Annotated in this window: 10 protein-coding genes; 5 read left to right on the top strand and 5 right to left on the bottom strand. The window is 59.2% G+C overall.

What is annotated here, in order from left to right; genetic code table 11:
* Positions 1–17: 17 nt before the first annotated feature.
* The 5 genes from PYR66_15860 to moeA form a co-directional block, all read right to left on the bottom strand.
* Positions 18–833 carry a Cof-type HAD-IIB family hydrolase gene (locus tag PYR66_15860; GenBank protein WEF26783.1) on the bottom strand — a complete coding sequence of 272 codons (816 nt, stop codon included), beginning with the start codon at positions 831–833 and terminating at the stop codon, positions 18–20.
* A 242-nt stretch (positions 834–1,075) separates the two neighbouring features.
* The gene (locus PYR66_15855; GenBank protein ID WEF26782.1) at positions 1,076–3,508 is read right to left on the bottom strand and encodes a formate C-acetyltransferase/glycerol dehydratase family glycyl radical enzyme; all 2,433 of its coding nucleotides are present in this window, start codon (positions 3,506–3,508) and stop codon (positions 1,076–1,078) included.
* A 3-nt stretch (positions 3,509–3,511) separates the two neighbouring features.
* Complete coding sequence (locus PYR66_15850; GenBank protein WEF26781.1) at positions 3,512–4,411, bottom strand: glycyl-radical enzyme activating protein; 900 nt, start codon at positions 4,409–4,411, stop codon at positions 3,512–3,514.
* A 156-nt stretch (positions 4,412–4,567) separates the two neighbouring features.
* The gene (gene moeB, locus PYR66_15845) at positions 4,568–5,323 is read right to left on the bottom strand and encodes a molybdopterin-synthase adenylyltransferase MoeB (protein WEF26780.1); all 756 of its coding nucleotides are present in this window, start codon (positions 5,321–5,323) and stop codon (positions 4,568–4,570) included.
* A complete protein-coding gene (gene moeA / locus PYR66_15840) occupies positions 5,323–6,558 on the bottom strand; it encodes a molybdopterin molybdotransferase MoeA (GenBank protein ID WEF26779.1) in 1,236 nt (411 codons plus the stop codon). The genes moeB and moeA overlap by 1 nt, the downstream gene beginning before the upstream one ends.
* A 179-nt stretch (positions 6,559–6,737) precedes the next feature.
* Here moeA and iaaA point away from each other — a divergent pair, with 179 nt between their 5' ends.
* Genes iaaA through gsiD form a run of 5 tightly spaced genes read left to right on the top strand, consistent with a single transcriptional unit; the run spans position 6,738 to position 13,021 of the window.
* Positions 6,738–7,679 carry a beta-aspartyl-peptidase gene (gene iaaA / locus PYR66_15835; GenBank protein WEF26778.1) on the top strand — a complete coding sequence of 314 codons (942 nt, stop codon included), beginning with the start codon at positions 6,738–6,740 and terminating at the stop codon, positions 7,677–7,679.
* A gap of 39 nt (positions 7,680–7,718) precedes the next feature.
* Positions 7,719–9,569: a glutathione ABC transporter ATP-binding protein GsiA gene (gene gsiA, locus PYR66_15830; protein WEF26777.1), complete on the top strand. Its 1,851-nt coding sequence runs from the start codon at positions 7,719–7,721 to the stop codon at positions 9,567–9,569.
* Positions 9,570–9,599: 30 nt separating this feature from the next.
* On the top strand, positions 9,600–11,141 hold the full coding sequence (gene gsiB, locus PYR66_15825; protein WEF26776.1) for a glutathione ABC transporter substrate-binding protein GsiB: 1,542 nt from the start codon (positions 9,600–9,602) through the stop codon (positions 11,139–11,141).
* Between the two features lie 46 nt (positions 11,142–11,187).
* On the top strand, positions 11,188–12,108 hold the full coding sequence (gsiC, locus tag PYR66_15820) for a glutathione ABC transporter permease GsiC (GenBank protein WEF26775.1): 921 nt from the start codon (positions 11,188–11,190) through the stop codon (positions 12,106–12,108).
* Position 12,109: 1 nt separating this feature from the next.
* Positions 12,110–13,021: a glutathione ABC transporter permease GsiD gene (gsiD, locus tag PYR66_15815; protein WEF26774.1), complete on the top strand. Its 912-nt coding sequence runs from the start codon at positions 12,110–12,112 to the stop codon at positions 13,019–13,021.
* Positions 13,022–13,088 lie beyond the last annotated feature (67 nt).

Here is a 13,088-nt window from a genome sequence, read left to right as displayed (position 1 = left end):
ATACCCCGGTGAAGGCATCAATCGTTGAAGGGAGTGGTGTTATCAAGCACGGCCTGAATCACGTTCAGCGCGCCGTGATGGTTATTGTCATTGGTGGTGAAACGGGCGATAGCCTTGATGTTGTCGGCGGCGTTGGCCATGGCGAAGGCGTATTTCACCAGCTTCAGCATTTCGGCGTCATTGCCGCTATCGCCAATCGCCACGCACTCCTGCGGCGAGATATTCCAGCGTTTGAGCAGGCGGCTGATGCCGTTGGCTTTATGCAGACCGGGGATAATCAAATCGACAAAGCCAAAGCCACTGGTCACTGGCTTCATAATGCCGTCGAGCGACACGTGCAGCTTGCCGATGAGCTGCGGGATATCGCTATCCGGCAGATTAAGGGAAAACTTAAACAGCGTATCGTCGATGCGTTGATAATCGCTTACCCGCTGCAGGCGATGGTAGTGCTTCGACATCAGCTCGACGAAGGCGTCAGGCGCTTTATCGCTGACATACGCGCTCTGCAGGCCGCAGGCGACGAAATTCAACTGCGGATCTTTTAGCAGCTCGCCAATCACCACCTGTGATTCATGGCGGGTCAGTTCGCCGTGGAACAGCTGGCTGCCATGTTCATAAACCAGAGCGCCGTTTTCAGCGACGAATGAAATCTGCTCGCGAATTTCCGGGAAAAAGGAGATCAGCTGATAGTACTGATTGCCGCTGGCGACAACGAATTCAATACCTTGCTGTTTAAGCTGTGCAAACTGCGCAAGGAAACGCGGGCGATCGTACTGCTTGGCGTCATTGAGAAAAGTTCCGTCCATATCGGTGACGATAACTTTAACGGTCATAAGAGGTGCTCCTGGCTTAACTTCGACCAGTAACATTCTAATTACAATGTGATGTGGAGCACAAATTTATTTCGAATGAAAGTTTGCGTTCACCAATGTGCAGGAGAGAACTCTTGAGCGTGAACCTGCAGCTTCGGTAAACGACTTCCCCGGAGGCGGTGCTGCGCACCTGTCCGGGCTACGGGGCTTGTGCCGTCGGGTAGCCCGGACAGGCGCAACGCGCCGCCTCCGGGGGATTTAACTTACAGCGTATGTTCGGTACGGGCGATAATATCGTCCTGCGCATCCGGCGACAGGGCGGTAAAGAACGCTGAGTAACCGGCGACGCGGACCACTAAATCGCGATACTGGTCAGGGTGTTTTTTCGCCTCCAGCAACGTCTCGCGCGACACGATGTTGTACTGGATGTGCCAGCCCTTATGCACCTCGAAGAAGGTACGCAGCAGCACCATCAGCTTCTGCTTATCAGACGCGTTTTCCAGCGTTGACGGGTTCAGTTTCTGGTTCAGCAGCACGCCGCCGAGGATGGCGTCAGTCGGCAGTTTACCCACCGAACTAATGACCGCCGTCGGCCCCAGATGGTCGGTGCCGGAAGCCGGGCTGGCCCCTTCCGCCAGTGGGGAATGCGCTTTGCGGCCATCTGGCGTCGCCATGGTTTGCGCGCCGAACGGCACGTTGGCGGAAATAGACGAGGTTCCGGCGTAATAGTTGCCGCCGATCGGGCCACGACCGTGGCGTGGGTTGTGATACTGCTTCAGCTCGTCAATATAGGTTTGATACGCGCGGGCCAGCAGGATATCGACACTGTCGTCATCGTTGCCGTACTTCGGCGCGCCGTTGATCAATCGCTGGCGCAGCTGCTCGTGAGTTAACCCGTCGAAATCTTCCGCCAGCGCCTTCGCCAGTTGTTGTTGGCCGATAGCGCCCTGATCGAAGACCAGCTTTTTCACCGCGACCAGGCTGTTGCCGAGGTTGGCGATACCGACCTGCAGGCCGGAGACCCAGTCATATTTCGCGCCGCCTTGTTTAATACTCTTCGCCCGTTCGATGCAGTCATCCACCAGCGCCGAACAGAGAATATCGTGGACGTTCTCCTCAAGCATGGTGTCGACAACGTACTCAATCTCGATTGATTTACGAGTGTAGTAGCGAATTTGGCTATCCCAGTCTTCCAGCACCTGCTCGAAGTTGGCGAAGTTACCTTTTGACAGCGCATGTTCCTGCGCCAGGAATACCTGACCACTGGTGGCGTCGCGGCCGCCTTCCAGCGTCGCCAGCATCACGCGAGCGAAGTTGATGAAGCTCATGCCGGTGCAGCGGTAGCCCCACTTGCCGCCGACTGCGGTTTCGATACAGCCGATGGCGGCATAGTCGTAGGCGTCCTGTGGCTCAATACCGAGCTTGATAAATTCCGGGATCACGATTTCATCGTTATTAAACGCCGGCATGCCAAAGCTGCAGCGGATCACCTGCACGCAGGCGTCAAGGAAATCGTTGCTCATCCCGGCATGGTAACGCACGCTGAGGTTCGGCTGGGTAGATCGCAGACGGCCGCAGGATTCGAGGATCGAATACGACAGCGGGTTGACCGCGTCCTGCGGCTGACCGTCGATCAGATTCTGGCCGCCAATGGTGACGTTCTGATACAGCGGGCTGCCAGCGGAAGCCTTAGAGTGCGAGCCAGAGCGGATTTTGTTGACTTCCAGCAGTTTCAGCCAGCAGCTGTGCAGCAGTTCGATGGCTTGTTCGCGCTCCAGCGACTGCTGCAGTTCGACGTCACGGCGGTAGTACGGATAGAGATACTGGTCCATGCGGCCAAATGAGACCGAGTGGCCGTTGGATTCAATCTGCAGGATCAGCTGAATGAAGTAGCACAGCTGTAGCGCCTGCCAGAAGGTTTTCGGCGGCTCATGGGCGATAATCTCGCAGTTTTCGGCGATCGCCAGCAGCTCGTCGCGGCGGAATTCGCGCGACTCCTGTGCCGCCATGTCGCGTGCCAGCGCGGCGAAGCGTTTGCTGTGATCGCTGACGGCGGCGAGCACGAGATCAATCGCTTTCAGGAATTGTTCGCCGTGCAGATCTTCCAGTACCGTCAAATTAATGCGCGAGCGGCGTTCAGCGACTTTCGCGCGCATTCCGTCGAGGCCTTTTTCGAGCAGCAGCGGATAGTTGACCGCCAGGTGGGCATCGCCGGAGGTCATATTGCCTTCCGCTTTGATGATACCGGTGGCGAGCAGCGCCTTTTGTTCATCGGTAAACATGCCGTAGCAGCGGTCCTGCACGGTCTGGCCGCGCCACCACGGGCATACTTCATGCAGCACGCGTTTGTTCTCTTCACTCACCGCGAAACCGGCGCCCGGACGGTCGGCCAGGTCATCAATCTCTTTCTCAATCCAGCTGACGGTATATTCCGGGAAAATCGGCGCGGCGCGAACTTCGCTGGCCTGGTTGCCGACGATCAGCTCATCGTGCTTGATCCAGATAGTGCGTTCCGCCAGATGGTAAGCCAGCGCCAGCGCGCGGCGTACCGGGATCGGCTTATCGAGATGTTGCTGATACATCGCCGTGTAGTGCTGTGCGCGCTCGGTACAGACCGGCGGCTTAACAATATGCACCAGCGCCATTTTGTGCGCCTGAATGCGCGCGCTCAGAGTATCCAGTTGCAAAGTGGTCATAAGTTATCCTCGTAGGGTCGCGGTTAAACCTTTGCTCTGCGCGTACTGTTGCGCAAAGGCCAGCAGCTTGGGAGCGGCCAACGGTTTATCCGGTGCGGTATAGGGCTGACTGAGTAGTTGATATTTGTTCATTCCCAGCGTGTGGTACGGCAGGAAATGGATTTCGCTGACCTGCAGGCGGTCAGCGGCAAAATCGGTAATCGCGGTAATGTCGGCTTCGCTGGCGTTAAATCCCGGGATGAGCGGGACGCGAATAATCATCTTTTTACCTGCCTGTGCCAGACGTTGCAGGTTATCCAGCACCCGGCGGGCGCTACCGTCAGTCCACTGCTGGAAAACGGCATCGTCGACGTGCTTCAGGTCGGCCAGAAACAGGTCGATAAAGGGCAGCGAAGGCGCAATATATTTCCACGGTACGTGCAGACAGGTTTCGACCGCGGTATGAATGCCCGCCTGATGGCTGGCCTGCAATAGCGCCTGCGCCAACTTCGGATTCATAAAGGGCTCGCCGCCGGAGAGGGTGACACCGCCGCCGCTGCGATCGTAAAACGGTTTGTCGCGTAGCACTGTCGCCATTATGTCTTCGACGCTTTTCTCTTCGCCGCAGACCACCAGCGCGGTGGTTGGGCAGCAGTCGCGCAGGGCGGCGATATGCCCGGCGGTCACCTTTTGCCGATGAATAATTAGCCCGTCTAGCTTGCGGGTAATGATGTCCGGCGCCGCCTGCTGGCACAGGTCACAGCCGTCAAGACACAGTCGCGCGTCATACAGCAGATCTTCGCTACGGGCGCGGCTTTCCGGGTTCTGACACCAACGGCAGCCTAGCGAACAACCTTTGAGGAAGACGACGGTGCGGATCCCCGGGCCGTCATGGGTGGAGTAGCGCTGAATGTTGAAGATCATGACTTACCCTCATATTTGCATACGAAGATTAAATAACTTTCGAATGAAAGTTATCTTGATGCAAATCAACAAGCAGTGTGGGTAAGAACGACGGGGAAGAAAATAACGAATCAGGTCACAAAATGACCGGCGACCAGGACCGCCGGTGATTGAGATTTAGCGCGTGCCGCACACCTCGCACTGCGGATGGCGCATCAGCTTCATGTCGCGGAACTGGCAGGTCATCGCGTCATACATCACTATTTTCCCGGCGGCTGGGGTGCCATAGCCAGTCAGCAGCTTAATCGCCTCCATGGCCTGCAGCGAACCGATGGTGCCGACCAGCGGCGCCATCACCCCGGCTTCGACGCAGGTGAGGGCGTTTTCGCCGAACAGGCGGCTCAGGCAGCGGTAGCATGGGGCGCCTTCCTGATAGGTGAAGACGCTGATTTGCCCTTCCATGCGAATCGCCGCGCCGGAGACCAGCGGGGTTTTATGCTGGAAGCAACCGGCGTTGAGCTGGTTGCGAATAGTGACGTTGTCGGTACAGTCGAGCACCAGATCGTGATCGGCAATCTGCGCTGCCAGCGCTGTGTCGTCGAGCTGCGCATTGATCGTCGCGATCCCGACGTGCGGGTTGATGCGCGCCAGCGCGTCGCGGGCAGAGTCCACCTTCGGCTGACCAATGGTGGCATCGCTATGCAGCGTCTGACGTTGCAGATTCGATAGCGAGACGGTATCGAAATCCAACAGGGTGAGCTGGCCGACCCCGGCAGCCGCCAGATACTGAGCGGCGGCGCAGCCGAGCCCGCCGAGGCCGACTACCAGCACGCGAGCGGCTTTTAACCGCTCCTGGCCGTCGAAGTCAAAACCGCGCAGTATGATTTGCCGGTTGTAGCGCAGCATCTCTTCGTCGTTCAGCTCAACGGCCATTACAGCCCCCCAAACAGATGATTAAAGGGTTCGACTTCGACCCATTCGCCCGCTTCAACGTTGCCGCGTTCGCGCTCCAGCACGATAAAGCAGTTGCCGAGACTGAATGAACTGAAAATGTGCGAACCCTGATGGCCGGTGGTGTTGACCACCAGTTCGCCTTCCGGGTTGCGCTGCAATACGCCGCGCTGGAAGTCGAGACGACCCGGCGATTTTTTCAACCGACTGGCGGCGCGCACGCGTAGACGCATCGGCTGGGTTTGGCTATGGTTGCCGGAGAGTTTCGCCAGCAACGGCTGCACCAGCTGATAGAAAGTTAAGGTAGCGGAAACCGGGTTGCCTGGCAGGCCGCAGAACCAGCTATTGCTGAGCTTGCCGAAGGCGAACGGTTTACCCGGCTTAATCGCCAGCTTCCAGAAACCGATCTCGCCCAGCTCTTCGAGGATCGTTTTGGTGTAATCGGCTTCGCCAACGGAGACGCCGCCGGAGCTAATCACCACATCGGCCTGTTGGTCGGCGGCGATAAAGGCTTCACGTAGCTTCGCCGGATCGTCAGGGATAATGCCGAGGTTGATCACCTCGCAGCCCAACTGCTCAAGCATTAAATGCACCGCCAGGCGGTTGGTATCGTAAATCTGGCCGTCGCCGAGCGCTTGACCGGGCAACTGGAGTTCATCGCCGGTGGAGAAGACCGCGACGCGGATTTTACGTATCACCTCGACTTCAGCGATACCTAGCGATGCCAGCACCGGCAGTTCAGCGACGGTGAGGCGGGTCCCCGCCGGGAATACCACGGCGCCGTTGGCGATATCTTCCCCGCGGTGGCGAATATTTTGCCCGGCTTTCACCGGCGCGATAAAGCGCACGCCGCTATCGGTTTGTTCAGTTTCTTCCTGCATGACAACGGCATCGCAGCCGTTCGGCACCGGCGCGCCGGTCATAATGCGAATACAGGTGCCCGCAGGCCAGGCGTCGTGGAACGGTTGACCGGCAAAAGCCTTACCGGCGACCGGCAGCGCCGCGGCATCGGTGAGATCGGCCAGACGCACGGCGTAGCCGTCCATCGCCGAGTTATCAAAGCCGGGCACATCCAGCGGCGAAATGAGATCATGGGCAGTCACGCGCGAAAAGGCCTGCAGCAGCGGTAGGGTCTCCACTGCCTGCAGCGGCGAAATACGGTCGAGCATCTGAGTCAGGGCTGTGTCGAGCGGCATCAGTCCGGCGGTAAAATCCATGGGTTACTCCTGCTGGCAAAACGTCGAAAACGCCTATTATGGCAGAAAAGCGCCGTCGACTGTATGCCACCTGGGTACGAGGCTTTACATCGTCGGACGCTCTTTCTATATTCAAAAAATGTATAAAAGGTTAATCAGTATAATGATATCTATACAGTTTATGGCAAAGGAAAGATCGAATGGCTAAGGCGGTGATAGCAATCCACGGCGGCGCGGGGGCGATAACCCGTGCGCAGATGACGCCGGAACGCGAGCGCGAATACGTGGCGGCGCTGTCGGCCATTGTAGATAGCGGGCAAAAAATGTTGGCTGCCGGGGCCAGCGCGCTGGACGCGGTAACCGAGGCGGTGCGCCAGCTTGAAGAGTGCCCGCTGTTTAACGCCGGGATTGGCTCGGTGTTTACCCACGATCAAACCCATGAACTGGATGCCTGCGTGATGGATGGCTATAGCCTGCAGGCTGGTGCGGTGGCCGGGGTGAAACACCTACGTAACCCGGTGCTGGCGGCGCGCCTGGTGCTGGAAGAAAGCCCGCACGTGCTGTTGATCGGCGAAGGGGCGGAAAAATTCGCCACCTCGCGCGGGATGGAGTTGGTGGAGAACGAACTGTTTTCCACTACTGAGCGCCTGCTGCAGCTGCAACAGGCGAAAGCGGGGGGAGAGATTACCCTCGACCATCATGCCGCGCCGCTCGACGAACGCAACAAAATGGGCACCGTCGGCGCGGTGGCGCTGGATCTCGCTGGCAACCTGGCGGCGGCGACCTCTACCGGCGGGATGACCAATAAGCTGCCCGGCCGCGTCGGCGACAGTCCGCTGCCGGGGGCGGGCTGCTATGCCAATAACGCCAGCGTCGCGGTTTCCTGCACCGGTACGGGCGAAGTCTTCATGCGTACGCTGGCTGCTTACGATATTTCGGCGCTGATGGAGTACGGCAACCTGAGCCTGTTTGAAGCCTGCGAGCGCGTGGTACAGGAAAAACTGCCGGCGCTTGGCGGCAGCGGCGGGCTTATCGCCATCGACCGCGAGGGCAACGTGGTGCTGCCGTTCAATAGCGAAGGCATGTATCGGGCGTGGTGCTATGCGGGCGATACGCCCACGATTGGCATTTATAAAGAATAAAGCCTGGTCATTAGGGTTATTTTAGAAGGGGAAACGAGTTTGCCGCAAAGTCATGAAATTGATGAAGATGATGTGCTGGTAGTGCGCGATCTCAACGTCGCCTTTAGTCAGCAGCGGCAGCGCGTTTCCGCGGTGCGCAACCTGTCGTTTAGCCTGCGTCGCGGCGAGACGCTGGCGATCGTCGGCGAGTCCGGCTCCGGCAAGTCGGTCACCGCGCTGGCGCTGATGCGTCTGCTTGACGACGCGGTCAGCGACGTTAATAGCGAAGCGCTGCTGCGCCGACGTAACCGTCAGGTTATCGACATCAATGCGCAAACCACGGCGCAGATGCGCAAGGTGCGCGGTGCGGACATCGCGATGATTTTCCAGGAGCCGATGACCTCGCTGAATCCGGTGTTCACCGTTGGCGAACAGATTGCCGAGTCCATCCGCCTGCATCAGGGGCTACGGCGCGATGAGGCGCTGCGCGAAGCAAAGAAGACGCTTGAGCGGGTGCGCATTCCGGAAGCGGAATCGATGCTGTCGCGCTACCCGCACCAGCTTTCCGGCGGCATGCGCCAGCGGGTGATGATCGCGATGGCGCTGTCGTGCCGACCGGCGGTGTTGATCGCCGACGAACCGACAACGGCGCTGGATGTCACGATTCAGGCGCAAATCCTGCAGCTGATCGCCGCATTGCAAAAAGAGATGGCGATGGGGGTGATCTTTATCACTCACGATATGGGCGTGGTGGCGGAAATCGCCGACCGGGTACTGGTGATGTATCGCGGCGAAGCGGTGGAAAGCGGGCCGGTGGCGGATATTTTCCGCGCCCCGCAGCACCCCTATACCCAGGCGCTGCTGGCGGCGGTACCAAAACTGGGCTCGATGCGCGGCAGTGATTTACCGCGCCGCTTTCCACTGTTCAACGATAGCGCCGCCCCGTTGCAGGAGCAGAATACCGTGGTGGCTAGCAAGCCGATTTTGCAGGTGCGCGACCTGGTGGCGCGTTTCCCGATCCGCAGCGGCATTCTCAATCGCATCACCCGCGAAGTGCATGCGGTGGAGAAAGTGAGTTTCGATTTATGGCCCGGCGAGACGCTGTCGCTGGTCGGCGAGTCCGGCTGCGGCAAATCCACCACCGGACGGGCGCTACTGCGGTTGGTTGAGGCGCAGGGCGGCAGTATTACCTTTAACGGCCGGCGTATCGACGCGCTTTCCGGCGGCAAGCTGCAGGCGCTGCGCCGCGATATTCAGTTTATTTTCCAGGATCCCTACGCCTCGCTCGATCCGCGCCAGACCGTGGGATATTCGATTATGGAGCCGCTGCGCGTACACGGCCTGCTGGAGGGCGAGGCGGCCCGCGAGCGCGTTGCCTGGCTATTGCAGCGCGTCGGACTGGAAGCAGAGCACGCGTGGCGTTATCCGCATGAATTTTCCGGCGGCCAGCGCCAGCGTATTTGCATCGCCCGCGCGCTGGCGCTCAACCCGAAAGTGGTGATAGCCGATGAGTCCGTGTCGGCGCTGGATGTGTCGATTCGCGCGCAGATTATCAATCTGCTGCTCGATCTGCAGCGCGAGATGGGGATCGCTTTTCTGTTTATTTCACATGACATGGCGGTGGTGGAGCGCATCAGCCACCGCGTGGCGGTGATGTACCGCGGGCGGATCGTCGAGATCGGCCCGCGTCGCGCCGTGTTTGAAAACCCGCAGCATCCTTATACCCGTAAACTGATGGCGGCCGTGCCGGTCGCCGACCCGGCGCATCGTCAGCCGCAGCGCGTACTGCTTTCCGACGAGCTGCCGGGGAATATTTTTAAACGGGGAGAAGAGGTCGACAACGCGCCATTACAGCAGGTGGAACCGGGGCACTATGTCGCCAGGGAATCCGCCGATGTACTGAGCCGATAACAACATAACGCACGCTTGCAGGAGCACAACATGACTCAATCTGTTTCACGCAAATGGTTGCTGGCGCTGGGAATTGCCTCGGCGCTGGCGGCCACGCCGGCTTTTGCCGCCAAAGATGTCGTGGTGGCGGTTGGTTCTAACTTCACTACTCTTGATCCCTATGACGCCAACGATACGCTATCGCAGGCGGTGGCGAAGTCGTTTTATCAAGGCCTGTTCGGCCTTGATAAAGAGATGAAACTACAAAATGTGCTGGCGGAGAGCTATACCGTGTCGGCGGACGGGCTGGTGTATACCATCAAGCTACACAGCGGAGTGAAATTCCAGGACGGCACCGACTTCAACGCCGAGGCGGTGAAAGCGAACCTCGACCGCGCCAGCAATCCGGACAACCATCTCAAGCGCTATAACCTGTATAAGGATATCGCCAGCACTGAGGCCGTGGATCCGACGACGGTTAAGATCACCCTCAAGCAGCCGTTCTCGGCGTTTATCAATATTCTCGCCCATCCGGCGACGGCGATGATTTCTCCGGCGGCGCTGAAGAAATACGGCAAGGACATCGGCTTCCATCCGGTGGGAACCGGGCCATATAAGCTCGATACCTGGAACCCGACCGATTTTGTCAAAGTCAGCAAATTTGACGGCTACTGGCAGCCGGGGCTGCCGAAGCTTGATTCCATCACCTGGCGTCCGGTGGTCGATAACAACACTCGCGCGGCGATGTTGCAGACCGGCGAGGCGCAGTTCGCTTTCCCGATCCCCTACGAACAGGCGCCGTTGTTAGCCAAAAACAGCAAGCTGGAGCTGGTGGCCAGTCCGTCAATCATGCAGCGTTACATCAGCATGAACGTGACGCAGAAGCCGTTCGATAACCCAAAAGTGCGTGAAGCCATTAACTATGCGATTAACCGCCAGGCGCTGGTGAAAGTCGCTTTCGCCGGATACGCCACGCCGGCGACCGGCGTCGTGCCACCGTCGATCGCCTATGCCCAGACCTACCCCGCGTGGCCGTACGATCCGGCGAAAGCCCGCGAGCTGCTGAAAGAGGCCGGATTCCCGAATGGTTTTAGCACCACGCTGTGGTCGTCGCACAACCACAGCACCGCGCAGAAAGTGCTGCAGTTTACCCAGCAGCAACTGGCGCAGGTGGGCATTAAAGCGCAGGTGACGGCGATGGATGCCGGACAGCGCGCGGCGCAGGTCGAAGGGAAGGGGCAGAAAGAGAGCGGGGTGCGGATGTTCTATACCGGCTGGTCGGCCTCCACCGGCGAAGCCGACTGGGCGCTGTCGCCGCTGTTCGCCTCGCAGAACTGGCCGCCGACTCTGTTTAACACCGCGTTTTACAGCAATCCGCAGGTCGATAAGGATCTGAGTGACGCGCTGAAAACCACGGATAGCAAAGAGAAAACGCGGTTGTACAAAGCGGCGCAGGACATTATCTGGCAAGAGTCGCCGTGGGTGCCGCTGGTAGTGGAGAAACTGGTCTCCGCGCATAGCAAAAATCTGACCGGTTTCTATATTCAACCGGATACCGGGTTTAGCTTCGAGCAGGCGGATCTGACGCAGTGAGCGCGTTAATCTTCACGCATTCCCTCTCCCTCTTTGGGAGGGGACGATGCTGAATTATGTGATTAAACGCCTGCTGGGGTTGATTCCGACGCTGCTGATCGTCGCGGTGCTGGTGTTCCTGTTTGTGCATATGCTGCCGGGCGACCCGGCGCGGTTGATTGCCGGGCCGGAAGCCGATGCGCAGGTGGTGGCGATGGTGCGTCAGCAACTGGGGCTCGATCAGCCGCTGCACGTACAGTTCTGGCACTACATTACCAATGTGTTGCAGGGGGATTTCGGCACCTCGATGGCTTCGCGTCGCCCGGTGACCAGCGAAATTGCCAGCCGCTTTATGCCGACGCTGTGGCTGACGCTGGCCAGTATGACCTGGGCGGTTTTGTTCGGCATGGCGGCGGGCATTGCCGCGGCGGTGTGGCGCAATCGCTGGCCGGATCGGTTGGGGATGGCGCTGGCGGTGACCGGGATCTCCTTCCCGGCGTTCGCGCTCGGTATGCTGCTGATGCAGGTCTTTTCCGTGGAGCTGGGCTGGTTGCCGACGGTCGGCGCCGACAGTTGGCGGCACTATATTCTGCCGTCGGTGACGCTCGGCGCGGCGGTGGCGTCGGTGATGGCGCGCTTTACCCGCGCGTCGTTCGTCGATGTGCTGCATGAAGACTACATGCGTACCGCGCGGGCCAAAGGGGTCAGCGAAACGCTGGTGGTGCTGAAGCATGGTCTGCGCAATGCGATGATCCCGGTAGTGACCATGATGGGGTTGCAGTTCGGTTTTCTGCTTGGCGGTTCCATCGTGGTGGAAAAGGTCTTCAACTGGCCTGGGCTCGGGCGCCTGCTGGTCGATTCGGTGGAGATGCGCGACTACCCGGTGATCCAGGCGGAAGTGCTGCTGTTCTCGCTGGAGTTCATTCTTATCAACTTAGTGGTGGATGTGCTGTATGCCGCCATTAACCCGGCTATCAGGTACAAGTAAGGTGCGATTGCTCAACTGGAGAAGGGAAGCGGTTATCAACGCGATGCCGGGCGTCAAGCCCGGACAGATCCGCACGCCGTGGCATGAGTTCTGGCGGCGTTTTCGTCGCCAGCCAGTGGCGATGGCGGCAGGGATATTTGTGTTGCTGCTGATCGTGGTCGCCATCGCCGCGCCGTGGATTGCGCCATTCGATGCGGAAAATTATTTCGATTATGACCGGCTCAATGAGGGGCCGTCGATGATGCACTGGTTCGGCGTCGATTCGCTGGGGCGCGATATCTTCAGCCGGGTGCTGGTCGGCGCGCAGATTTCGCTGGCCGCCGGGGTGCTGGCGGTGCTGATTGGCGCGCTGATTGGTACCGTACTCGGCCTGCTGGCGGGTTACTACGAAGGCTGGTGGGACCGCATCACCATGCGTATCTGCGATGTGCTGTTCGCTTTTCCCGGCATTCTGCTGGCGATTGCGGTGGTGGCGGTAATGGGCAACGGGATGGCTAACGTGATTATCGCGGTGGCGATATTCTCGATCCCGGCCTTTGCCCGCCTGGTGCGCGGCAATACGCTGGTATTGAAGCAGCAGACGTTTATCGAGTCGGCGCGCAGCATTGGCGCCAGCGATACGACGATCCTGTTCAACCATATTCTGCCCGGCACAGTGTCGTCGATTGTGGTCTATTTCACCATGCGGATTGGCGTGTCGATTATTTCCGCCGCCAGCCTGTCGTTCCTCGGCCTTGGCGCGCAGCCGCCGACGCCGGAATGGGGGGCGATGCTTAACGAAGCGCGAGCGGATATGGTGATGGCGCCGCACGTGGCGCTATTCCCGGCGATCGCCATTTTCCTGACGGTGCTGGCGTTTAACCTGCTGGGCGATGGGCTAAGGGATGCGCTGGATCCGAAGATAAAAGGCTAGCGGGGGTTACGTTGGTTGGTAGCCCGGATAAGGCGCAAGCCGCTATCCGGGTTTTCCCAGCCCGTGC

The organism is Klebsiella aerogenes (assembly GCA_029027985.1).
Lineage (GTDB): Bacteria > Pseudomonadota > Gammaproteobacteria > Enterobacterales > Enterobacteriaceae > Klebsiella > Klebsiella aerogenes_A.
Note: the sequence above shows the minus strand (reverse complement) of the source record. Positions and strands in the feature narration are given on the sequence as shown.

Bases quoted from the DNA above. Each gene is read 5' to 3' on its own strand.
- PYR66_15860 (WEF26783.1), bottom strand. From the start codon at position 833: ATGACCGTTAAAGTTATCGTCACCGATATGGACGGAACTTTTCTCAAT.
- PYR66_15855 (WEF26782.1), bottom strand. From the start codon at position 3,508: ATGACCACTTTGCAACTGGATACTCTGAGCGCGCGCATTCAGGCGCAC.
- PYR66_15850 (WEF26781.1), bottom strand. From the start codon at position 4,411: ATGATCTTCAACATTCAGCGCTACTCCACCCATGACGGCCCGGGGATC.
- moeB (WEF26780.1), bottom strand. From the start codon at position 5,323: ATGGCCGTTGAGCTGAACGACGAAGAGATGCTGCGCTACAACCGGCAA.
- moeA (WEF26779.1), bottom strand. From the start codon at position 6,558: ATGGATTTTACCGCCGGACTGATGCCGCTCGACACAGCCCTGACTCAG.
- iaaA (WEF26778.1), top strand. From the start codon at position 6,738: ATGGCTAAGGCGGTGATAGCAATCCACGGCGGCGCGGGGGCGATAACC.
- gsiB (WEF26776.1), top strand. From the start codon at position 9,600: ATGACTCAATCTGTTTCACGCAAATGGTTGCTGGCGCTGGGAATTGCC.
- gsiC (WEF26775.1), top strand. From the start codon at position 11,188: ATGCTGAATTATGTGATTAAACGCCTGCTGGGGTTGATTCCGACGCTG.